The sequence below is a fragment of the Amycolatopsis sp. MJM2582 genome, assembly GCF_000754115.1.
GTDB lineage: Bacteria > Actinomycetota > Actinomycetes > Mycobacteriales > Pseudonocardiaceae > Amycolatopsis > Amycolatopsis japonica.
Map to the genome: position 1 here is coordinate 884,363 of NZ_JPLW01000001.1, position 22,417 is coordinate 906,779.

Below are 22,417 nucleotides of genomic sequence, written 5' to 3' on the forward strand. Positions count from 1 at the left end.
GCCCACCCCACCCGTGGCAACGCCATCGGACACGACCTGGCACGACGCCGATCCGGACGTCGCGCGGGCAGCCGATCCGGCCACACCTTCGGACGAGGTGATCGCGTTGCTGGACCACGACGGCGCGCTGGTCCGGTGGACACTCGCCGGTCGTCCGGATCTTCCCGGCGAGATCCATGAACGGCTGGCCGCCGATCCCATCCCCGGTGTCCGCGCGGACCTCGCCGCCAATCCCGCCGTGGTGTCGGAGCCGATCCTGCGCGGACTGGCGAACGACGAAGACGCGGACGTTCGGCGAAGCGTGGCGCACAACCCGGCCGTCCCGCTGGACGTGCTCGCCCACTTGGCCGACTCGATCCGGATCGGGCCGAGCCTGTTGCCTCGTGTCACGGCGGCGACGGACGACGAACTGCGTCTTCTCGCGGCATCACCGTCCGCACGGGTCCGCGTGCTGGTCGCCCAGCGCACCGCACTGCCCGCGGATGTCTTCGAACTGCTCGTGACGGACGACGACATCCTTGTCGCCAAAGGAATCGCGCCACATCCCGCGCTGTCGGCGGACCGGCTGTGGGCACTCGCCGAGCGGCACGGGCCGAGCCTGTTCCGCAGGCTCGCGACGAACCCCCACTGCGACCCGGATCTGTTGCATCACATGGCACGCAACGCCACCGCACGCCGGACCTACCGCGCGGTCGCCGAACACCCGAACACGCGCGGGGAAACCTTGCTGCTCTGTCTCGGGGACGATGTCGCGCGACGGTGGGCCGCGGCGCACCCGAACCTGCCTGCCGACGTCCTGATCGAACTCGTGGAAGACTCGAACCTCGCCGGATGCGCGGCCGCCAACCCGTCACTCCCGGTCGAAGTGATGGAACGGCTGATCGCTGCTCACCGCCATGACGGATGATGACGGTCTTCTGTGCTCACCCATGCCGGTCGTGGCCGTCGTCTCCTTCGAGCCGAGCGAAAACGATGACGTTGTCGCGATACGAGCGCGCGGCTCGGTCGAAGGAACCACCGCAGGTGATCAGCCGTAGTTCCGGGCCGGCGGTGCGGCCGTAGACCTCCTTGGTGGGAAAGCGATCTTTGGGGGCGTGGATGGTCCGGCGCACCACGAAGGTGACGACGGAACCGTCCGCGCGTTCGACGGTGACGCGGTCTCCCGGCGCGAGTTCGTGCAGCCGGTAGAAGATGCCGGGCTGGGACGCGCCGTCGACGTGACCGACGATCACCGCGGGCCCGGTCTGGCCGGGCGCCGGTCCCGGCTCGTACCAGCCCGCCTGCATCGGCGTGGACACCGGCGGGGTCCGCATACGCCGGTTCGTGTCGAGGCCGAGCTCGATCAGGGACGAGTCGGCGCCGAGTTTGGGGATGTGCACCGCGATCGGGTTCACCCGGACCGCGGGATCGACGACCGTCCTGGCCGGCATCACCGGCGGCGGGGACGGTCGTGGGGCTGCCATGCCAGGCGCGGGCGGAGCCGGCATCGGGGCCGTGGTCAGGCTGATCACCAGCCCCAATGCCGCCGCGGCGGCCAAGGCCGAGGTGATCGCGCCGAATCCGGGACCCGGCCGGTCCTTGCCTCGGCGCAGCTGCCGGCCGGCCTCCTGGAGTGTCTCCCAGCCGACGCCGACGATGATCACGAGCGACGCGCTCACCACCGCGAAGCCGGTGTTGCCCGGCAAGAACGTGACGGCCGCCAGCATCCACGCCAGGCCGACCAGGGCGAGCAGCAGCAACCGGGTCCGGATGGTTTCGACAGCCATGCCTCTCCAGTCGTCGAACCGGGAGGGGTGGTGTGGTGTGGCCGGGGCAAGGCCACACCACACCGTTCCCCCTATCGGAGGTGACGACGGCGCGCGGATACCGCCGTCACCATGAGCAGGGCGATCACCAGGAACGCCAGTCCGCCGCCGACGGCCCACTGATCGTCAGCGGTCCCGCCGCCACCTGCCTCGACGGCACCGGCGGGCACCGGGTATCCGGCGTCGACGTGCTCGCCGGAGGCGCCGTGGAGAGCCGCTTCCGCCGAACCGCTGTGCATTCCGGCCGCGTGGGAAACGAGACCGTTCCCCACCATGACCACTCCCTGACCGGCACCCACGGTGCCGTGCCCGGAGCCACCGGTCTGGTGACCGGCCGTCCCGCCGGTGCCGCCGGTGGACGGCGAACCCGGGTGGGTCCCGGGGTCACCGTGCGGGTCGCCGGTGCCCGGTACCGGCATCGGTGCCGGTGCCGGAACGGGCACTGGCGCCGGAACGGGTGCCGGTGCGGGCGCGGCGGGGGCTAGGTAAGCGGTGCCGGTGGCGCCGGCCTGCTCACCGTTCGCCGTGGTGCCGGTGACCGTGACCGGTGCCGCGGTGGTGTCCGCGGTCGGCGTGAACGTTCCCGTGCACACAGTGCTTTCCTTGGCGGCCAGAGTGCTGTCATCGCAGGTCAAGGCACCATTGGGAGTGGTGCTCCCGACGTTGCTGACCGTGCCGGTGCCGCTGTTGGTCACCGGCACGCTCACCGTCGCAGGCTGCCCGGCGGTGACCGGTACCGCGTTGCCCGGTGATCCGGCGTCCGTGCCGTTGACCGAGGGCGTGCCCACGGTCAGGTCGCACGAACACCCGGTGTCGCCGCCGGTACCCGGTGCGGGTGCCGGGCTGACGGCCGGCGCGAGGTAAGCGGTGCCGGTGGCACCGGCCTGCTCACCGTTCGCCGTGGTGCCGGTGACCGTGACCGGTGCCGCGGTGGTGTCCGCGGTCGGCGTGAACGGCCCGGTGCACACGGTGCTTTCACTGGCGGTCAGCGTGCTGTCGTAACAGGTCAACGCACCGTCGGCGGTGGTTCCGCTGACGTTGTCGACCGTGCCGGTGCCGGTGTTCGTCACCGGCACGGTCACCGTCGCCGGCTGCCCGGCGGTGACCGGTACCGCGTTGTCCGGCGATCCGGCGTCCGTGCCGTTGACCGAGGGCGTGCCCACGGTCAGGTCGCACGAACACCCGGTGTCCGCCGGAGTCGACGTGGTCGTGGCGGCACTGGCCGTGTCGTCACCCGTGGTGGTGCCGGCGGTTGTCGCCGCCGTCGGTACTGTCCCGGCGACGCTGGTGGCTCCGCTTCCCGCGGGTTCCCCGGTGATCGCCGAGGTTGCCGCGGTCACCAGCCGGGTCGCCGACGCGGTGCCCGGCGACGTAGCCGAGCCGGTGCTGGTTGTCGTCGTTGTGGTGGGTGTCGACGCGGATGCCGAGGTCGTGGTCGTCGCCGCCTGCCGCGGCTGCACGAGTCCCGACACCAGCGACGTCACGGTGTTCAGCGGGCTGGTGCCCGCGGTCGTGTCGGTCGCCTGGTCACTTGTTCGCGAAGGCCCGGTGTCCTCCTCGGCGTGGGCCACACCCACGCCGAGGAGCATCAAGCCACCCGCGAGCAACCCGGCCTGAATGGACCGTTTTACCCAGGTACGCATGAGAAACCTTTCCACGCTCTGCTGAGCTGATCAGTTGTCTCGGCGGTGTCCGGCTGTCGTCAGCCGATGTCTGTCAGTGCGTGCCCGCGCCGGTGATCATGGACAGCGGCGAGGTGACCGCCGACCCGGTCGACGTGGTGTGCCCGGTCGACGTGGTCGAGCCGGTCGACGACGTGGCTGAGCTGGTCGACGAGGCCGGGTCGCAGGTGCACACACCGGTGGTGGTGTAGCTCTGCGAGAAACCGACGGTCGCGGTGTTGCCGGAGGCGTCCTTACCGGTGAAGGACGCCTTCACCGCTTTGGCACCGGGACTCGCGGTGAACGTGATCGTGCACTGGGTGCTGGCACCCGGGGCGAGCGTCGCGTCGTTGCAGGTGACCCGGCCGTTCTGCGAGGTGCCCCGTAGGTTGGCGATCGGCGCGGTGCCGGTGTTGGTCATCTGCACCTTGATGGTGGACGTGCTGCCGGCGGGCACGGTGACGGTCGAGTTCGAGCCGACCACGGTGCCGTTGACCGAAGGCTTGCCGGTGATCGACAGCTTGCCCGCACCCGCTTGCGTACCGGTGTAGAAGATCCGGCAGCTCTTGCTCTGCTGGGTGCCGTTCGGACCCGACACGGTGAAGTTGAACTGCGCGGTGTTCGAGCCCGGCCGCGCGGTCGTGGTCACCGTGCAGCGGGCCGTGCTGCCCGGCGCCAGCTGGGCCGAGCCGCAGTTCAGCTTGCCGAGCGAGGTGGTGCCACCGAGCCCGGACACCGGGACGGTGCCGTTGTTGGTCACCGGGATGGTGATGGTGACCGGGCTACCCGACGGAACGTTCGGACCGGGGGCGCTGCCCGCGGCCTTCCCGTTCACCAGCGGGGTACCGATGGAGATGCTCGCCGACGGCTTCGGCTGCGGGACCGGGGTCGGTTGCGGAGTCGGCTGCGGCTGCGGCTGCGGGACCGGGGTCGGCTGCGGCGTCGGCTGCGGAACTGGGGTCGGCTGCGGGACCGGAACCGGGTGCGGAGTCGGCTGCGGCGTCGGAACCGGAACCGGGGTCGGCTGCGGAGTCGGCAGCGGGACCGGGGTCGGCTGCGGCTGCGGGTTGCCCAGCAGTCCGGTCACCGGGCCCAAGATCCCACCGAGGGCCGGCAGACCGGGCAGTCCGGGAAGACCGGGCTGGGTCGGCGTTCCGGGCCCGCTGGGAGTACCCGGCAGGGGCAGGCTCGGCAACCCCGGAAGAGGCAGCCCAGGAAGACCCGGAGCGGGCGTACCCGGAGCAGGAGTGCCAGGTGCGGGCTTGCCCACGTAACGGATCGTCATCTCCGAGCTGACGGTCGAACCGTTCGGCTTGGTGCCGGTGATCGTCAGCTTCGCGCTCTGCGAACCCGACTTCGCCGGGGCCGTGAACGTGTAGGTGACGGTGCCGCCCGGCGCCACCGAGGTCGCGGACGGGGTGACGGTGCCGCCGGGGAACGAACCGCTCAGGTTGGTGAGCGTCTCGGTGCCGGTGTTCGTGAAGGTGACCGAACCCGAGACCGGCGAGCCGGCCGGGATGGTCGGGCCCTCGCCCGAGATCGGCGTGCCGCCGATGGCCGGGACACCCGGTCGCAGCGGAGACGATCCCGGGGTGCCCGGTTTGGTCGGCGAACCGCCGAGAACGCCGCCCAAGGCGGGACCGACGAGCGGCAAGCTCCCGGTCGCCGTGTCACCACCCGAGCCGGGCAGGCCCGGCATGCCGAGCGACTCGAACGTCTTGATGTTGTCGGTGACCTTCAGGACGTCCAAGACCGCGGCCGGGTCGCCGCTGCTCACCTTTTCCAACGCGGTCTGCCACAGCAGGCGCATGGCGTCGAAGTTGTTGCCCGCGAAGGACAAGTACTCGTCTGGGGTGAACACGGTGTCCGGGCCGAGCCGGTTCATCATCTCGGCGACCTGGAGGGTGTTGTAGAGGTAGTCCGGTGCCAGGACCCTCGCCGGGTCGGGAACGCTCGGCATCCCCTTCTGGACGAAGTTGACCACCTTCTCCGGCGTCGGCAGCCGGGACATGTCGACGGCCATGGTCTTGGTGTCGATGGGCAGGCCCATGCCGCCGCATCCCGTCGCCATCGTGAGGTAGTCGGTGCCGTGGCCCCGCACATGCGAGGGGTTGAAGATCGGGATCCAGCCCAGCGGCCCGCCGTAGGCGTCGATGACCGGCATCTGCGAGTTGCCGATCGCACCGCTGGCCATGGACAGGATCAGGTTCTTGTACGCCGGGTCGGTGTGGTAGGTCAGGGCGTGCGAGTTGCTGCCCAGCAGCGGGATCCCGTCCTCGTTCTTCCACATGTGCTGCAGGAAGAAGTCGCACGCGTCGCCGCCGCCCTCATGGGTGGTGTCCCCGGTCGAGTGGCCGCCGGACTGGTTCGGGTCGACGGACGTCTGCTTCGTCTCGCCACCGAAAAGGCCGCCGGTGAAGACGCCGCCGCTGAGCACGTCGCCGCTGAGGAACTTGCCGACGGTCGGGATCTGCGCTGTCGGGAGGTCCCCCGTGGGGACCGGGCTGGAGGTGCCGCTCGTTCCGGAAGCACTCACCGACGAGCCGGGCTGAGAGCTCGTGAGCAGTGAGGTGGTGTCCGTTCCGGAAAGGCCGAGGCCATCGAGGCCCGGCAAGGAAGCAGCGGCGGTGTTCGTGACCAGGCCGACGATCGCGAACGTCGCGGTGAGCGATATCGCGGCCCCGCGCAGTACGCGGTTCGATCGGCGGGAGAACGGATTGGCCGGGGAAAGGCCGATGGAGGCCCGTCCGCCGGGGACATCGGCGCGATGGCGCCGAGTCCGACGTGTGATTTTCATTTTCAACGCTCCAGTTCATGAGCGCCTGCCGATAAAGTCGGCATGGCGGTTGACGTGTCTGCTGAGAAAAGGGGTTTGTTCACCGACAGCCCTGGACACCAAACCGTTTGATGGAGGTAGTGGCAGCGGGAGCTACAGACTGGCGATTTCAGCCCATGAGTTCGCGAGCCTGCCGTCGAGTTGCACCTCGGCGGTCCTGCTGTCGCTACCGATCAGGAATTCACTTCGGTGGCCGACACGTCAGTCAGGCGACACTGGAGGTTGCTGCGCGCGCTTGCGCAGCGGAGCGATGTGATCCGGGCCGACACTCCAGCAGGCGATCCGCTGGTTGTGGGCGGACCTGCCGGGCAGCACGATCGCGCCTTGCGCGTGGCCACCGCTCGAGCCCGCCGACGAAGTGCCGGCGCCGGGCCCGACGGCGCCGATGGGCGCCGCCGGGAAACCAAGGGGAAGGCGGTCGACCGGGCGCTGCGAGCCGAGGTCGGCAGGCGCCGCCGTCGCGGTCGGCCACTGGAACGAGGACGGCTCGTGCGGCCCGTTCACGCAGAACGCGCAGTCGCCGTCGAGCGGAGCCGCCGGAGCGGAGACCACCGGCAGGTCCACCGCCGTCGAGGACTGCGGCGCCGCCGGGACCGGCTCACGGTGCGTTTCCGGGACGGGCCGCAGGCGGGGCGACTCCGGCTGGGAGCCCTCCGTCGCCGTGATCGTGACGATGCCCGGCACGCTGATCCGGGGCTGCAAGCCGGTGCTGGAAACGACCGGCGCGAGCGCGGACACCGTGCCGGTGAGCTTGGTCGTGATCGGGTTGTCGAGCGTGCGGTTCACCGTGGTGACGGTCTCGCTCACCGCGGTGTCGACGGTCTGGGTGAGCGCGGTCGTCATCGCGGTGACCTGCTCGATCGCCGGAGCCAGCGCCGGCGCGGCCGAGCCGACCAAGGCCGTGGCCCGCCCGGCGGTCGTGTTCACGAGGGAGATCGCCTTCGTCGTGATCGGCGAGGTCTCGATCCGCGCGGCGGGCTCCGTCTCCTGGACGTCGACGGTCGCGAGTTCGCAGCCCGGCGGCGCCGTGGCCGGGTCACCTGGATCGCATCCGGTATCCGCGGCGACAGCGGTTTCGAAGGCGTTCATCACGGCGAAGCCGGCGAGGATGAACGCGCCGAGCAGAACCGCGCGGCAGACCACGGCGAAGCATCTCGTCCGCCACGAGGCGGGCACGCGACGACCGCGTGAAACGGGCGCCGTGCCCATTCCACCGTCGGTCGTTCGCAGCCGCACCATCGCACTCCACCATTTCCGGCTTACTCGAAGGTTTGCCCCAACAGCAGACAGTAAGGACCCGTCGGGCAATAGGGAACTGCCACTTACGGGACCCGCGGCCGCCACTCCTTACAGTCTTCACCACCTCGAATGAACCACTCTCCGTCGGAGCGGTAACGCGAAAAATTCGGCCTTATGTCCACGATCGGGTGAATTGAAATGGCGGCGGTCAACTGCTTGTCGAAATACCGACTCGGGATCGACGGTCACAGTTCGATAACTCGGCATCGGGTGCCGGAAATTTTTGATCATCCCGCGTAAGAGAATGTGCGCACCGGCGTTCCAGGGACATGGAGGCCGTGTTCGATCCCCGAAACGAACGCGATCGCGATCGATCCCCGGAAAGGACGGTCGCGGTGGCGATAGTGGTCTACGCCGACCGGCCGAGCACACGCCACGGGATCGCACGGTCCCTGCGGGGCGCGCCGGGAATCGGGCGCGTCGAATGCGCCGCGACCGCCGAGGAACTCGTCCGCGGCTACACGCGCGCGCCAGCCGACGTGGTGCTCGTCGCGGTCCGGCCGGACGAGCCGACCGGACCCGCCGCCGCGGCGGCGTTGCTGTCGGTGGCGCCCGACGCCGCGGTGATCATGTTCGGATCGTTCGGTACTACCGCCGGGGCGCTGGTGCCCGGTATCGGCGGCTTCCTCCGGAAGTACGACGGTCTGGACCCCGAGCCGGCCACCGCACCGCCCGACGCCGAGCTCCTCCGTCTGTCCGAACGCGAACTCCAGATCCTCTGGGGTATGGCGCAAGGGAAACGGAACGTCCAGATCGGCGCCGATCTGGAGCTTTCCGAAGACAGCGTCAAAACCCATTGCAAACGGATCTTCCGCAAGCTGGGCGTCCACGATCGCGCCGAAGCGGTCGCCATCGGCTTCCGCGCCGGCTTCCTTTCCTGACCCGCACGGACCGGGCGGGGCAGCGCCCGGCCCGTGCGTACCGTCAGGCCAGGCGGACCTGGAAGACGGCGACGCGGGCGTCATGCCCGTCCACGCGCATGTCGACGGTCTTGGTGTCGATGAACTGCTCCTGGACGACGCCGTTGCCCGCCAGCCAGTTGATGCGGTCGATCCCGGTGCCGAAGCACCGGCGCTCCGCGTCCAGGCCGGTGGCCTTGTAGTAGTTCGGATTGTTGGTGTCCGCGGTCCAGAAGACCAGGCGTCCGACGTTGTGGTGCGCGAGCACGCGACTGGCGTGGATCCTCTTGTGCTCGTTCCACTCGTCGCGCAGGTCGGCGCGCTGGTCGCCGTTGTACGCGTTCGCGATGTAGTGCGAGTTGATCAGCGCGAACTGGAGCGTCGGGTGGCTCTGATGACGCACCACGACCTCGTTGATCCAGCGTGGCGGGGTCACCCCGGTGATACCGCCGTGCACATACGTGGTCTTCGCGCTCGCCACCTCCCACGGCTGCGGGATCGAGATCGGGATCCGGAACGACGTGCTGTGGCGCAGGAACGCGTTGTTGTACAGGGGCCCGAAGTAGTGGTCGATCATCGCGGGCTCACCGGTGTCGCCCTCGTTGATCTCCTGCCAGCCGACCAGGGGCCGCACCAGGGAGTCACAGTTGCGGACGGCGTCGATCGCGGCCTCGCGCGCCCCGAGGTTGTCGCGGCCGATGTTGGCGGTGACGATCGGCAGCCGGATCCATCCCGTCGCGGCGGAAGCCGTACCGGCACCGGCGACCATGGCGCCGAGCGCGGCCCCTCCACCGAGAGCGAGCGCCTTGCGTCTGTTGAGCATTCCGGACACAGCAGATTCCCTTCTCGCACTGACACAACGGGACACAGCCCGTGAAAGTGTCACAGAATGCGGCGCTGTTGTGACCCCTTCTCGCCAAAACTGCCGCTTGCCGCTCAGGGCCTGGGGCCGCTCTTAGGGCGCTACAGCCTGCCGCCGAGAAGCCGCGCCAACGAGGCATAACCGGGGATATTGGCGGCCATGGGACTACCGGCAAGCGTCAAGTGCGCGATCCGGACCTCGCCGTGGCTCCGCTTCACGGTCACGACCAGGGTGTCGAGGTCCTCGTTCCGGCACCACATCGCCGCTTCCCCAGCGCCCGCCAGCGGCTGAGCCTGCCCCTCACCCAGACAGTTCTGCTCGGCAACGGCGAGCGCGCTCTCCGGCGCCGCCTCACCCTTGATCGCGGTCACCATCAAGCTGCCGACGCCAGACCCGTCATCAACACGACTGAACTCGCAACCATAGGCAACGCTCCGCTGCCCCTCCACCGGCTTCTCCTCGACCGACCGGTAGGCGGCCTTCGACTCCAGGGCGCTTTGAAGCTCATCGGCGCCAAGGAAGCCGCAAGCCGCGGAAACCACTTCCGGCGAAACCACCGGAGCCCGACTCGGAGAGGGAGCCGGATTCGTCACCACGCTCCCTGACTCGGTCGAACATGAGCAGCACAACATCACCGGCAACAGCCAAAGTCTGCGCAAGCGTTTCAAACCAACCCCCACCGCCCAGCCGAGATCACGCCGACGACCGCAAGATCCACAGACAAGAACATCCCCGCTGATCAGCGGGGATGTCGAGGTGGTGGGCCGCCTGGGGCTCGAACCCAGAACCTACGGATTAAAAGTCCGCAGCTCTACCAATTGAGCTAACGGCCCGTGCGGCCGAGTCTAGTAGACCGCCGTCGACCACCAGGATGCCGGGGCGGCGGCGGGAGCGCCACGGAATTGTCGGGGGTCTCTGCCATGGTCGTGGGCATGGACACGATCCCCGAGGAGAACTACGCGGCGAGCTGGGAGGGCGACCGCCCGGAGCCTCCGCGCGTGGCCAGCGAGCGCGAGATCCTGACGTCCACGCTCGACTGGCATCGCCGCACCTTCGAGCTGAAGTGTCAGGGGCTGACGCCGGAGCAGATGGCCCTGCGGCCGATCGAGCCGTCGGGTTTGTCGCTGCACGGGCTGCTCAGGCACCTCACGGGCGTCGAGCGCTGGTGGTTCCGCGTGCAGTTCGCGGGCGAGGACGTCCCGTTGCTCTATTACTCCGACGAGTGGCCCGAGCAGGACTTCGAGGATCTCGGCGGCGATGTCGAGGAGGCGTGGGCGGCTTGGCGTGCGGAGTGTGCGCGGTCGCGGGAGATCGTGGCGGCCGCGTCGCTCGACGACACTGGCAAGCGCCATCGTGACGGGGAGCCGTTCTCGTTGCGGTGGCTGCTAACCCGTCACATAGCCGAGTACGCGCGCCACGACGGCCACGCCGACTTGCTTCGCGAGCGCATCGACGGGAGGACAGGCCACTGAAACTCTGAAATGCGATGCTGGGCCGATGAACGCCGATCCCGATTCCGGCCTCCTGTCCCCGGTCCGCGCCGGCACGCCCGCCGAGGCGGCGACGGGTGATCTCGCCTGGTTGAGGGCCCTGTTGGACACGGAGGCGGCGCTCGCCAGGGCGCAGGCCCGCACCGGGCTGATCCCGCAGGACGCCGCGGCGGCGATCACCGAGGCGGCCGCGTCCGCCGACATCGATGTGGTCGCGTTGGCGAGGGCGGCTCGTGAGACGGCGAACCCGGTCGTCGGGCTGATCAAGGAGCTGACCGAGGCCGCCGGGACGGAGTACGTCCATCGCGGCTCCACCAGCCAGGACATCTTCGACACGGCGATGATGCTGGTCGCCGCGCGGACGCGGGCGCTTCTCGTCGCGGACCTCGAGTCGGTGGCGGAGGCCCTGGCGGATCTCGCCCGCGCCCATCGCGACACGACGATGGCCGGGCGCACGCTCACCGCGCACGCGGTGCCGACGACGTTCGGGCTCAAGGCGGCGGGCTGGCGTCAGCTGACGCTCGAAGCGCTCGACAGGCTGAACCGGGTCGTTTTGCCGGTCTCGCTCGGGGGTGCAGCGGGCACGAGGGCCGCGTACGCCGAGTACGCGCGCCTCGCGGACCTGCCCGAGGGCTATCCGCAGCGCCTCCAAACGGCCTTCGCCGAGGAGACCGGGCTCGCCGAGACCACGCTCCCCTGGCACACGCTCCGCACGCCGACGGCCGACCTCGCGGCCGCCCTCTCCTTCACCGCCGCCGCGCTCGGGAAGATCGCGGTCGACGTCCAGTTCCTGACGCGCACCGAGGTCGGGGAGGTCGCCGAGCCGGCGGGTGAGGGCCGTGGCGGGTCTTCGGCGATGCCGCACAAACGCAATCCGGTGCTCGCGACGCTGATCCGGTCGGCCGCGCTCCAGGTGCCGGTGCTGGCCACCGGCGTCACCCAGGCCCTGATCTCCGAGGACGAACGGTCCGCGGGCGCGTGGCACGCCGAGTGGCAGCTGCTGCGCGAGTGCCTGCGCCTGACCGGCGGCGCCACGCATACGGCGGCCGAGCTCGCCCGCGGCCTGGCCGTCGACGACGAGCGCATGCGTGAGAATCTCGGCCTCACGCACGGCCAGATCGTCTCCGAGCGGCTTTCGACCGTGCTCGCCCCGCTGCTCGGCAAGGCGCGGGCCAAGGAGGTCCTCGGGCAGGCGGCCAAGCTCGCCCTCGAACAGGACAAGGCCCTCGGCGAGGTTCTTTCCGGCCTGCCGGAGATAACCGGAGTGCTTCCCGCAGAATCCCTGGCCGACCTGCTGGATCCCGCGCACTACACCGGCTCGGCCGGGGTGCTCGTCGATGCCGCGCTGGAGGGCCGCGAAGAAAAACCGAAAACTCCTTGAACCGGTCTCGAACCGGCTCCGTGTAGGGGGTACAAGCTCACCGCGCCAAGCCGCGGAACCCCTACGAACAAGGAGAAATCCCATGCTTCGCAAGCGTTTCGTCGTCGCAGCGGCGTCCGCGGCCGCGGGTCTGGTGGTGCTGTCGGCCTGCTCCGGCGGCACCGAGGCGGCGGCCCCCGCCGTCGCTCCCGCCGCGGCGGTGGCCGGGGCGGGCGGGAACGCCCCCGCGGCCAAGGGTGAGACCAAGGTGGCCGTGGCCGAAGCCGGGAATCTCGGCCAGGTCCTCGTCGACAAGGACGGCTTCACCTTGTACCGCTTCGACAAGGACAGCGCGAAGCCGCCGAAGTCCAATTGCGACGGTGACTGCGCGAAGGCCTGGCCGCCGGTGCTGGCCGAGGGCGACGTCCAGATCGAAGGTGTGGATCAGGCCTTGGTCGGCGAAGTGACCCGTGCCGACGGGCGCAAGCAGGTCACCGTCGGCGGATGGGCGCTTTACCGCTACGCCAAGGATGCGAAGGCCGGCGAAACGAAGGGGCAGGGCGTCGGCAGCACTTGGTACGCCGCGAACGCCAAGGGCGGCAAGGCGGGCCAAGCGGCGAAGGAAGCTCCGGCCGAACAGAAGGACGGCGCCACGAAGCTCGTCGCGAGCAACGTCGACGGTATCGGACCGGCCATTGTGGACCAGGACGGCTTCACCCTGTACATGTTCACCAAGGACAAGAAGAACAAGCAGCCGACCTGCAACGGTGACTGCGCGAAGGCCTGGCCGCCGGTGCTCGCCGAGGGCGACGTCCAGCTCGAAGGCATCGACCAGAAGTTGCTCGGCAAGGTGAAGCGCGCGGACGGCACCATGCAGGTCACCGTCGGCGGATGGGCCGTCTACCGCTACGCCAAGGACGCGAACGCCGGCGAGGCCAACGGTCACGGCGTCGGCGGCACCTGGTTCGTCATCGAGCCCGCCGGCTGCAAGAGCACCGCGCCGGTGAAGGACAAGGCAGCGCAGAGCGGGAACGCCGCCCCCAAGAAGGAGGAAGACGCTCCCGCCCAGGACTCCGGCTACTGAGCGCTAGTGGGCCAGGCCCGGCGGTCGCTCTTCCCGAGCGACGGTCGGGCCTTTTCCGTGCTTCGGCCGTCGCGATTCGTCCGGAAGGGGTTCGACGACCGTGGCGCTGTCCGCCCGACGGTCCGTGACCACGGTCTCTTCTTCGTCCTCCGGCAGCAGCACCTTGTGCCGTGCGGGCAGGAACGCGATCACCAGCCCGAGCGCGGCGAGGCCGAGGTGCAGCCAGTTGTCCGGCCCGTTGAGGTTGAACGGGTTGCCTGCCTGTGAGACCGGGTTCGTCGAAACGGTCCCCGTGATCATGAGACCCCAGACGAACAGCACCCCGAAGGCGACGAACGTCAGGAAACCGAAGACCCGGGACCGCCCCGACCCGAAGGTCAGCAGCAGCCCGATCGCGCCCAGCAGGACGAAACCGAGGTTGTACAGGGGATTCACCGAGAAGCCGAGCACGGTCGCGTCGCTGCGCCCGGCGAAATCGGCGAATCCCGTCCTGGTGAAGCCCACGATCCCGAACACCAGGAAGGCCAGGCTCGACAGCCCGGCGAGTACCTGAGCGGGCTGGAGCCCCGCCGTCCGGATACGAGCGCGTTGTGCACGTGCCATTGCTCCGCCTCCCAGAGTTGGCGACCTGAATTCACGCTGGCCCCCGGATACCCCGCTGCCCTCGCGGACAAACAGCATCGTCCGAACGGGCTACCCGTGAACACGAACGGGTGACGCGGTCAACAGGTCATGTGGGCAAGGTGAGCGGAGTCTTCCTCCTGGTGGGGCTGTGCCTGGGCGCCATCCTCGCGATGGTCCTGATCCCGACGTCGCGTCCCGGTCCGGTGGCGGCCGCGGAGGCGGTGCCGGGCACCACGGCGCCGTCCGTCGAAGTCGAGGTCGAACCGGAGGATCCGGTCGCGTCCCCGGCGCCCTCGTCCTCGGCGGCGCCGGGTCCGCCACCGAAGTCCGTCGACAGCCAAGCCCTCGCGGACCTCGTCCCCGGCGGGCAGGTGAGCGTGGTCGTCTACGACCGCACCGCCAAGAAGAGCACCGTTTCGCTCAGGCCCGAACGGTCCTACACCTCGGCGTCACTCGTGAAGCTCCTCATCGCACTCGAAGCGCTTCAAGCCGGCACACCGTCGGGCACCGTCCAGCGGATGCTGTCGGTCAGCGACGACGACATCGCCAGCAGACTGTGGACGGCTCTCGGCGGCCCCAAGATCGTGACCCGCTGGGCGGCGAAGATCGGCCTCGGCGGTACTCGTCCACCCGAGGATCCCGGCCGCTGGGGCGACACCCGGATCACCGCCGCGGACGTCGTGAAGGTCTACCGCTACCTGCTGGACCAGGCGGGCGCCGGGCCGCGCACGACGATCATGCGGGCGTTGAGCGGCGCGACGGAGAACGGCTCCGACGGGATCCGGCAGTACTTCGGCATCCCGGACGCCGTCGGTTCCCTTCCCTGGTCGATCAAACAAGGCTGGGCGTGCTGCCGCGACTCGCGGATCCTGCACAGCTCGGGCGCGGTCGGCGAAGACGACCGCTACATCGTCGTCGTCCTGACCTCGCAACCGTTGTCGACCACCTACACCGGTGCGGGCCGACGGGTGACGGAGGTGGTCAAGGCACTGCTCCCCGCTATTGACGAGGTGTAAACAAGGTGGGACAGTGGCGTGACGCCGCTCTCTCGGGAGGTCGTCATGAGCGCCGAAGCCCGCCTGCCCACCGTGACCCCGCTCGGCCCGGATTCCGTTGCCTGGCAAGTGGTCGGCGACCGGAGACTGCTGCTCGGCGCGGGGACGGCGTTGCTGCTGCAGGTCGCGCATCCGGTGGTCGGCGCCGGTGTCCACGACCATTCGAACTACACCGAAGACCCGTGGGGCCGCCTCGATCGGACCATCGATTCCTTGCTGAGCCAGGTTTTCGGCGGCCGGGAGGCGGTCGCGGAGGCGGTGCGGCTCCGCGAGCTGCACAAGGCGATCAAGGGCGTCGACCACCACGGCGAGCGCTACCACGCGCTGAACCCCGAGGCGTACTGGTGGGTGCACGGCTCGACGTTCTGGACGACCGTCCGCATGCACGAGGTCTTCGTCCATCCGTTGTCCGGCACGGAAAAGCGCCGGTTCTACGCGGAATGGCGACGCGTCGGCCTGCTGCTCGGCCTCCGTGAGCACCACATGCCGGAGGACATCGAAGGGTTCGAAGCCTACTTCGACGAGGTCGTCGCGAATCGGCTCGAAGACAACCACACGGTCCGGGAACTGCTCCGCTCGATCACCATGCGCGACACACCACCGCCCCCGTGGTGGTTCTTGCCGGAAGCCCTGTGGCGCCCCGTTCGGCCGGCGGGCGGGAACGTGCTGACCCTGTGCGCGATCGGCTTGCTGCCACCAACACTTCGCGAGCGCTTGAGTCTCAAGTGGACGGACACCGACGAACGCCGCCTCCGACGTCTCGGAGCGATCACGCGAGCGGCCGGGAAACGGGTTCCCGACCGGATCCGCTTGTACCCCAAGGCTTATCGAGCCAAGTCACTCGACGACGTCCACTAGCGCGCCCTTGGCGCCGGTGTTGGGCAGCGGCCACGGCGTGACCCCGCCGTTGGTGACGATCTTCTTGTCCTGCGGCGCGCACGGCGGCACGGTCCGCGCGCCGATCCACGCCAGCACGTCGGGCACCTGCGCCTTGAAGGTGTTCATGTTGTGCCCGGCGTCCGGGATCCGCCACGACGAGAGCGTCGCGGGCGCGCGGACGGCCGCCTGGATCTGGTCGATCGAGAAACTCTCGAAGCTTTCCTTGTCCCCCGCGATCGCGAGGATGTCGACGGGCGACGGATGCTTCTGCAGGTTCACCGTGACCGTGTTCGCGTCGACGATGTCCTGCCTGCCCTTGAACAGGTTCTCCGTCTCGGCGTCCACCGAAGCCTTGTAGTACCCGCTGACGCTCGCCGCCTGGCCGTACCACTGCGGATGCCGCGTCACCAGGTTCATCGCGCAGTATCCGCCCGACGACCAGCCCGCCATCGTCCACGCCTTCCGCTGCGGGTTGGCGCCGAGTTTCTCGATCGCCCAGTCGCGGATGTCGGCGGTCAGGTAGGTGTCGTTGGCGGTCCCGTTGACCTCGTCGATGCATTCGGTGTCGTGGCCGACCTTCGGTTTCCCGGTCGGGTCCGGGATGATCACCAGGGTCGGCGGGAGCACGTGCTTCGCGATGGCCGCGTCGAGTTTGGCGGGCAGTTCGTAGGGGCCGGTGACCACTTCGGGCCCGGACGGGTAGTTCGGGATCCATTCGATGACCGGGAATTTGAGCGACCGGAACGCGGGATCGTAGTACTGGGGCGGGAAGTACACCGAGACGTCGCGCGTGAGGCCGGTGCGCTTGCCGGTCACCGTCATGTGCACGACGGAACCCTTGCCCTCCTTGGCCCGCATCGCCCCGGCGTCACGCAGTTTGTCGAGATCCGAACCGTTCTGCCCGGCGACGGCGTCGACGCTCTCCCCGGAGTACACGCCGGTGCCGAACAGGGCGCCGACCGTCGGGAAGAACCCGCCGATCATGTTGCCGCCCATCCCGGTGCTGACCACCACCAGCACGACCGCGACGAGGATCGTGCCGCTGCGGCCGAGCACCTTGCGGCGCCAGCGTTCCCAGAGGAACGGGACGGCGATGATCGCGAGCAGCGTCAGCACCAGGACGATGACGAGGTTCACTGTCGAATCGAGCCGGATGGCACTCAGTCCCAGTCCCATGGCGATCGTGTCCCTCTCCGGCCGCGGCACGCCCCCGCACCGCACTTCCCACATCTGGATCAAGAGACGTGCGACCACCGGGAAGTGTTGTCCAGGGTGACGCGTGTCACCCTGGACAAACCGGGTTCCGGACTACTCAGCCTGCGAGAGCGGCACGCAGCACGCCGATCGCCTGCTTTATCGCGGCCTCCGCGGCGTGCGTTTCGCGCAACGTGTTGAGCATGACGAAGTCGTGGACGATGCCCTGGTAGCGCACGGCCGTCACCGGTACTCCGGCCTGACGCAGCTTCGCGGCGTACGCCTCGCCTTCGTCACGCAGGACGTCGGCCTCGGCCGTGATCACCAGCGCCGGCGGGAGACCGGCCAGCTCGTCGAGGCTCGCCCGCAGCGGCGACGCGGTGATTTCCGCGCGCTGCGCCGGATCGGTCGTGTACTGGTCCCAGAACCACTTCATACCGTCGAGCGCGAGGAAGTAACCCTCGGCGAACCGCCGGTAGGACTCGGTCTCGAAGCTCGCGTCGGTGACCGGGTAGAAGAGCACCTGCTGACGGAAGGTGACGTCGCCGCGCTGCTTGGCGAGCAAGGTGAGCGCCGCGGTCATGTTCCCGCCGACGGAGTCTCCGGCGATCGCGATCTTCGTGCCGTCGAGCCCGTTTTCGGCGCCGTGCTCGGCGACCCACTTCGCCACGGCGTAGTTCTGCTCGATGGCGACCGGGTAGCGCGCCTCCGGCGAACGGTCGTATTCGGGGAAGACGACGGCCGCGCCCGCGCCGACGGCGAGTTCGCGAACCAGACGCTCGTGGGTGTGGAAGTTACCGAAGACCCAGCCGGCGCCGTGGATGTAGACGATCACGGGCAGCGGCCCGGTCACGCCCTGCGGCCGCACGATGCGGACCTCGACGCCGTCCACGTGCGTGGTCTCCACGTCCGCGGCGGGCAGCTCGACGTCGCCGCCCTGGACCTCGTCGACGGCCTTGCGTCCTTCCTCCGGCGGCAGCTGGAAGAGGAACGGCGGCGTGGCGGTGGCCTCGACGAAGGCCTGCGCGGCCGGTTCGAGGGCCAGGTTGTGCGGGTTGGCGGTCATTTCTGCCTCCTGGGTTCCGAAGTCGATGCGATAAAGGTAGCTCTCAACTCAGTTGTGCACAACTAAAATGTACCCAAGGAGATTTACCCCACTCTCATGGCGAGGTGCGGCATGATCGGCGCACCATGGGGAGAAGGAGGACCGATGCCCACGGACAACACCGGGTCGCTGTGCCTGGACGATCAGCTGTGCTTCGGGCTCTACGCGGCATCGCGGGCCGTCACCGCGCTTTACCGCGTGGTGCTCGACGATCTGGGCCTGACCTATCCCCAATATCTGGTGATGCTCGCGCTCTGGGAGGAGGACGAGCGGCTGGTCAAGGAGCTCGGCACCGTGCTGAACCTCGACTCCGGCACGCTGTCCCCGCTGCTCAAACGACTGGAGAAGTCCGGGCTGGTCCAGCGCGTCCGGCAAGCCGACGACGAGCGGTCCGTGCGCATCAGCCTGACCGGGGACGGCGCCGCGCTCAGGGAACGCGCGAGCGGGATCCCGAAGATCATCGGCGACGCGATGGGGCTCGACGCCGCCGGTCTCGCCCGCACCCGCGCGGAACTCGATCGCTTGACCGAATCCGTGAACGCCTACCGCGAGGCCTACGTCCCGGCCGGTTAGCATGGGATTTCCGGCGCGGACAAAGGGATGACGATGATCGATCACGACGCGGCGCTCAAGGCCGTCGAGAACAGCTTGGACCGGCCGTCCGCGGCCCGCGTCTACGACTACTTCATCGGCGGCGACACGCACTACGCCATCGACCGCAACTTCGCCGAGAAGGTGCGCGAGCGCCTGCCACTCATGGGCGACTACTGCAAGACCAGCAGGCAGTTCCTCGGCCGGGCCGTGCGGCACTGCGCGGAACTGGGCATCAAGCAGTTCGTCGACATCGGGTCCGGGCTGCCGACCGCGGGCAACGTGCACGAGGTCGCCGACGAGGCGCGGCCGCAGGAGGACACGCACGTCCTCTACATCGACAACGAGCCGATCGCGCTCGCGCATTCGACGCTGCTGCTCGCCGACACCGCCGACCCGGACCGCCACCACGCGATCGCGGCGGATCTGTTCGATCCCGAGGACCTCTGGAACCGGGTGATGGACTCCGGCATCATCGACGTCCGCGAACCGATCGCGCTGGTGGTCAACGCGGTCATGCACTTCATCAAGGACGAGCAGGACCCGGACGGGCTGCTGGACTTCTACCGCGACCGGCTCGCGCCGGGTTCGCTGCTGGTGCTCTCGCAGATGACGAACGAGAACCCGGCCAACGAGGAGGAACGGCAGGCGCTGCTGGACATCCTCGAGTACTACGAGACCACGACGAACCCCGGTTTCCTGCGCACCATGGACGAGTTCCGGCGCTTCTTCGGCGGCTGGCCGCTACTGGAGCCGGGTCTGGTCTACGCGCCGGCGTGGCACCCGGACGAGAAGACGATCTTCGCCGCTTCGCCGTCGGAGTCGCGCGTCATCGGCGGGATCGCCCGCAAGCCGTAGCTTTTTCCCGTGAAGGCCCCCTTCCCGCGACTCAGCCGAGGGAAGGGGGCCTTCACGCGCTTGTGACGTGCGTCGCCTTGCAGTGCAACTAGGCGCATATGAAACTAGGTGCATGGCGCTGGAGCACGCGATCCTGGTCTCCCTGTCCGAGCGGTCCGGCTCGGGCTACGAGCTGACGCGCCGCTTCGAGAAGTCCATTGGGCTGTGGTGGAGCGCCACCCACCAGCAGATCTACCGCGTCCTCAAACGGATGGAGGACGCGGGCTGGATCACCGTCGACCAGGTCGCACAGTCCGGGAAACCCGACAAGAAGGTGTACACCGTCGGCGACGCGGGGCGGGCCGAACTGGCCCGCTGGCTCGCCGAACCCGATCCGTCGGCCACCGCCAGGGAGCTCGCCGTGAAGATCCGCGGCGCGGCGCTCGGCGATCCGGCCGCCGTCGCCGCCGAGGTCACCCGGCATCGCGACGCGCACGCGGCACAGCTCGACGCGTACCTGCTGATCGAGAAGCGCGACTTCCCCGACCCCAGCGTCCTCAGTGGACAGTCGTTGCATCAGTTCCTCGTGCTGCGCGGAGGAATCAGAACCGAACAGGGCCACGTCGAGTGGCTCGAAGAAGTCCTCCGGGCATTCCACCACGATGCGTAAGGACCAGCGATGAGCCCGTACCCGAACCTGCTGTCCCCTCTCGATCTCGGCTTCACCACCCTGCGCAACAGGGTGATCATGGGTTCGATGCACACCGGCCTCGAAGACAAGGAAGCGCATTTCCCGCAACTGGCCGAGTACTACGCCGAACGCGCCCGAGGCGGCGTCGGGCTGATCGTCACCGGCGGTTTCGCGCCGAACCGGACCGGCTGGCTCCTGCCGCTGGCCTCGAAGCTCTCGACGCGCGCGGAAGCCAAGGCGCACAAGCAACTCACCGATCCGGTGCACGAGGCGGGCGGCAAGATCGCGCTGCAGATCCTGCACGCCGGCCGGTATTCCTATCACCCGCTGAGTGTTTCCGCGTCGGGTATCAAGGCGCCGATCAACCCCTTCAAACCGCGGGCCCTTTCCGGATACGGCGTGCTGCGCCAGATCCGCGCTTTCGCCGATTGTGCCTTCCTGGCCAAGGAAGCGGGCTACGACGGCGTCGAGATCATGGGCTCCGAGGGGTACTTCATCAACCAGTTCCTCGCCGAGCGGACCAACAAACGCACCGACGAATGGGGTGGCAGCGCGGAAAACCGGCGGCGGATCGCCGTCGAGATCGTGCGCCGCACGCGGGAAGCGGTCGGCGAGGACTTCATCATCATCTACCGGCTGTCCATGTTGGACCTCGTCGAGGGCGGGCAAAGCTGGGAAGACGTCGTCGCGCTGGCCAAGGAAGTCGAAGAGGCGGGCGCGACGATCATCAACACCGGCATCGGCTGGCACGAGGCGCGGGTGCCGACGATCGTGACGTCCGTGCCGCGCGCGGCCTTCACCTGGGTGACCGGGAAACTCAAGCCGCACGTCGGGATCCCGGTGGTCACGTCGAACCGGATCAACATGCCCGAGGTCGCCGAGCAGGCGCTGGCCGGCGGCGACGCCGACCTGGTCTCGATGGCGCGGCCGTTCCTCGCCGACCCGGAGTGGATCCGCAAGGCCGAGACCGGGCGCGAGGACGAGATCAACACCTGCATCGCCTGCAACCAGGCCTGCCTCGACCACGCCTTCAAGCGGAAACTGGTTTCCTGCATGGTGAATCCGCGCGCGGGCCACGAGACGACGCTAACCCTGTCCCCGACGCGGAAGACCAAACGCGTCGCCGTCGTCGGCGCGGGTCCCGCCGGGCTCGCGGCCGCGACCGGCCTCGCCGAACGCGGGCACGCGGTCGAACTCTTCGAAGCCGACGACGAGATCGGCGGCCAGTTCGGGATCGCGCGCAAGATCCCGGGCAAGGAGGAGTTCGCGGAGACCATCCGGTACTACACGCGGCGGCTGGAGGTCACCGGTGTCAAGGTGCGCCTCGGCACCCGCGTGGCCGCGGCCGATCTGATCGACGCCGGATTCGACGAGGTCGTCCTGGCCACCGGCGTGACGCCGCGGGTGCCGTCGCTCCCCGGTATCGACCATCCCAAGGTTATGTCCTATGTGGACGTCGTCCGGCACGGGAAACCGGTGGGCGGCAAGGTCGCCGTGATCGGCGCCGGCGGGATCGGCGTGGACGTCAGCGAGTTCCTGACGCACACCACCTCCCCCGCGCTCGACCTGGACGCGTGGATGGCCGAATGGGGCGTCACCGATCCCGAGCGGGCCGCGGGCGGGCTGACCGAACGGAAGGTCGAGCCGTCACCACGGCAGGTGTTCCTCCTGCAGCGCAAGAAGTCCGGGATCGGCGCGGGACTGGGCAAGACCAGCGGCTGGGTGCACCGTGCCGCGCTGAAGGCCAAACGCGTCGAGCAGCTCACCGGGGTCACCTACGAGCGGATCGACGACGACGGCCTGCACATCACCGTCGGTGACAAGCCACGCGTGCTCGACGTCGACACCGTGGTCGTCTGCGCGGGACAGGAGCCGGTGCGCGACCTCGTCGACGACCTGCGGGCGGCCGGACTGCCGGTGCACCTGATCGGCGGCGCCGACGTCGCGGCCGAACTGGACGCCAAACGGGCCATCGATCAGGGAACCCGCCTGGCCGCCGTTCTCTGAATCTCCGGCGGTGAACCCGCGTTCGCGATCGACGTCGACAGGGCGCTCCCTGATCAACCAACCTCACGAAGGTGGACAGGGCGCCCTGCCGCCGCGATAGCGAGGCCTTCGGCCAGGGCGGGTTCACGCGTCGTGCGC

Annotated in this window: 21 protein-coding genes and 1 tRNA gene; 12 read left to right on the forward strand and 10 right to left on the reverse strand. The window is 69.0% G+C overall.

The window, feature by feature from the left end:
* Window positions 1–13 precede the first annotated feature (13 nt).
* Window positions 14–907: a hypothetical protein gene (locus tag ED92_RS04360; RefSeq protein ID WP_152610823.1), complete on the forward strand. Its 894-nt coding sequence runs from the start codon at window positions 14–16 to the stop codon at window positions 905–907.
* 16 nt (window positions 908–923) lie between these two features.
* Here the strand turns inward: ED92_RS04360 and ED92_RS43265 are convergent, their stop codons facing one another.
* Complete coding sequence (locus ED92_RS43265) at window positions 924–1,766, reverse strand: class F sortase (protein ID WP_235213189.1); 843 nt, start codon at window positions 1,764–1,766, stop codon at window positions 924–926.
* 71 nt (window positions 1,767–1,837) lie between these two features.
* Entirely contained in the window at window positions 1,838–2,875 is a 1,038-nt protein-coding gene (locus tag ED92_RS42710; RefSeq protein WP_037333211.1) for a hypothetical protein, read from the reverse strand.
* Here ED92_RS42710 and ED92_RS04375 point away from each other — a divergent pair.
* Window positions 2,853–3,422: a hypothetical protein gene (locus ED92_RS04375; protein WP_037333212.1), complete on the forward strand. Its 570-nt coding sequence runs from the start codon at window positions 2,853–2,855 to the stop codon at window positions 3,420–3,422. The genes ED92_RS42710 and ED92_RS04375 overlap by 23 nt on opposite strands.
* 99 nt (window positions 3,423–3,521) lie before the next feature.
* Here the strand turns inward: ED92_RS04375 and ED92_RS41260 are convergent, their stop codons facing one another.
* Window positions 3,522–6,263, reverse strand: a complete 2,742-nt coding sequence (locus ED92_RS41260) for a hypothetical protein (protein WP_052120259.1) — start codon at window positions 6,261–6,263, stop codon at window positions 3,522–3,524.
* A gap of 240 nt (window positions 6,264–6,503) precedes the next feature.
* Window positions 6,504–7,541 (reverse strand): hypothetical protein, encoded by a 1,038-nt coding sequence (locus ED92_RS04385; RefSeq protein ID WP_152610827.1) that lies wholly within the window; start codon window positions 7,539–7,541, stop codon window positions 6,504–6,506.
* A gap of 395 nt (window positions 7,542–7,936) precedes the next feature.
* Between ED92_RS04385 and ED92_RS04390 the strand changes: the two genes are divergently transcribed.
* On the forward strand, window positions 7,937–8,482 hold the full coding sequence (locus ED92_RS04390; RefSeq protein WP_037335986.1) for a response regulator transcription factor: 546 nt from the start codon (window positions 7,937–7,939) through the stop codon (window positions 8,480–8,482).
* 43 nt (window positions 8,483–8,525) lie between these two features.
* Here the strand turns inward: ED92_RS04390 and ED92_RS04395 are convergent, their stop codons facing one another.
* The 3 genes from ED92_RS04395 to ED92_RS04405 form a co-directional block, all read right to left on the reverse strand.
* Entirely contained in the window at window positions 8,526–9,323 is a 798-nt protein-coding gene (locus tag ED92_RS04395) for a hypothetical protein (RefSeq protein ID WP_037333214.1), read from the reverse strand.
* A 140-nt stretch (window positions 9,324–9,463) separates the two neighbouring features.
* Window positions 9,464–9,919, reverse strand: a complete 456-nt coding sequence (locus ED92_RS04400; protein WP_037333215.1) for a hypothetical protein — start codon at window positions 9,917–9,919, stop codon at window positions 9,464–9,466.
* A 200-nt stretch (window positions 9,920–10,119) separates the two neighbouring features.
* A tRNA-Lys gene (locus tag ED92_RS04405) sits at window positions 10,120–10,195 on the reverse strand.
* A gap of 99 nt (window positions 10,196–10,294) precedes the next feature.
* Between ED92_RS04405 and ED92_RS04410 the strand changes: the two genes are divergently transcribed.
* The 3 genes from ED92_RS04410 to ED92_RS04420 all read left to right on the forward strand — a co-directional run bounded on the left by ED92_RS04410 (window position 10,295) and on the right by ED92_RS04420 (window position 13,296).
* Window positions 10,295–10,834, forward strand: coding sequence for a DinB family protein (locus ED92_RS04410; protein WP_037335989.1), 540 nt, complete (start codon window positions 10,295–10,297; stop codon window positions 10,832–10,834).
* Between the two features lie 25 nt (window positions 10,835–10,859).
* A complete protein-coding gene (gene pcaB, locus ED92_RS04415; RefSeq protein WP_037333216.1) occupies window positions 10,860–12,233 on the forward strand; it encodes a 3-carboxy-cis,cis-muconate cycloisomerase in 1,374 nt (457 codons plus the stop codon).
* An 82-nt stretch (window positions 12,234–12,315) separates the two neighbouring features.
* Window positions 12,316–13,296, forward strand: a complete 981-nt coding sequence (locus tag ED92_RS04420; RefSeq protein ID WP_037333217.1) for a lipoprotein — start codon at window positions 12,316–12,318, stop codon at window positions 13,294–13,296.
* A gap of 3 nt (window positions 13,297–13,299) precedes the next feature.
* Here ED92_RS04420 and ED92_RS04425 read toward each other — a convergent pair whose 3' ends face one another.
* Window positions 13,300–13,899: a DUF4383 domain-containing protein gene (locus tag ED92_RS04425; protein ID WP_037333218.1), complete on the reverse strand. Its 600-nt coding sequence runs from the start codon at window positions 13,897–13,899 to the stop codon at window positions 13,300–13,302.
* 131 nt (window positions 13,900–14,030) lie between these two features.
* Between ED92_RS04425 and ED92_RS04430 the strand changes: the two genes are divergently transcribed.
* Both ED92_RS04430 and ED92_RS04435 read left to right on the forward strand, forming a co-directional pair.
* Complete coding sequence (locus ED92_RS04430) at window positions 14,031–14,936, forward strand: serine hydrolase (protein ID WP_037333220.1); 906 nt, start codon at window positions 14,031–14,033, stop codon at window positions 14,934–14,936.
* Window positions 14,937–14,981: 45 nt separating this feature from the next.
* The gene (locus ED92_RS04435) at window positions 14,982–15,833 is read left to right on the forward strand and encodes an oxygenase MpaB family protein (RefSeq protein WP_037333221.1); all 852 of its coding nucleotides are present in this window, start codon (window positions 14,982–14,984) and stop codon (window positions 15,831–15,833) included.
* Here the strand turns inward: ED92_RS04435 and ED92_RS04440 are convergent.
* Together ED92_RS04440 and ED92_RS04445 are read right to left on the reverse strand one after the other, a co-directional pair.
* A complete protein-coding gene (locus ED92_RS04440; RefSeq protein WP_037333223.1) occupies window positions 15,813–17,030 on the reverse strand; it encodes an esterase family protein in 1,218 nt (405 codons plus the stop codon). The two genes, ED92_RS04435 and ED92_RS04440, sit on opposite strands and share 21 nt — an antisense overlap.
* Window positions 17,031–17,166: 136 nt before the next feature.
* On the reverse strand, window positions 17,167–18,114 hold the full coding sequence (locus ED92_RS04445) for an alpha/beta hydrolase (RefSeq protein WP_037333225.1): 948 nt from the start codon (window positions 18,112–18,114) through the stop codon (window positions 17,167–17,169).
* Window positions 18,115–18,258: 144 nt separating this feature from the next.
* Between ED92_RS04445 and ED92_RS04450 the strand changes: the two genes are divergently transcribed.
* The 4 genes from ED92_RS04450 to ED92_RS04465 all read left to right on the forward strand — a co-directional run bounded on the left by ED92_RS04450 (window position 18,259) and on the right by ED92_RS04465 (window position 22,279).
* On the forward strand, window positions 18,259–18,726 hold the full coding sequence (locus ED92_RS04450) for a MarR family winged helix-turn-helix transcriptional regulator (protein WP_037333227.1): 468 nt from the start codon (window positions 18,259–18,261) through the stop codon (window positions 18,724–18,726).
* A 27-nt stretch (window positions 18,727–18,753) separates the two neighbouring features.
* Window positions 18,754–19,602, forward strand: a complete 849-nt coding sequence (locus tag ED92_RS04455) for an SAM-dependent methyltransferase (protein WP_200882669.1) — start codon at window positions 18,754–18,756, stop codon at window positions 19,600–19,602.
* 112 nt (window positions 19,603–19,714) lie between these two features.
* The gene (locus tag ED92_RS04460) at window positions 19,715–20,251 is read left to right on the forward strand and encodes a PadR family transcriptional regulator (protein WP_037333229.1); all 537 of its coding nucleotides are present in this window, start codon (window positions 19,715–19,717) and stop codon (window positions 20,249–20,251) included.
* Between the two features lie 9 nt (window positions 20,252–20,260).
* Entirely contained in the window at window positions 20,261–22,279 is a 2,019-nt protein-coding gene (locus tag ED92_RS04465) for an NADPH-dependent 2,4-dienoyl-CoA reductase (RefSeq protein ID WP_037333232.1), read from the forward strand.
* Window positions 22,280–22,417: the final 138 nt, after the last annotated feature.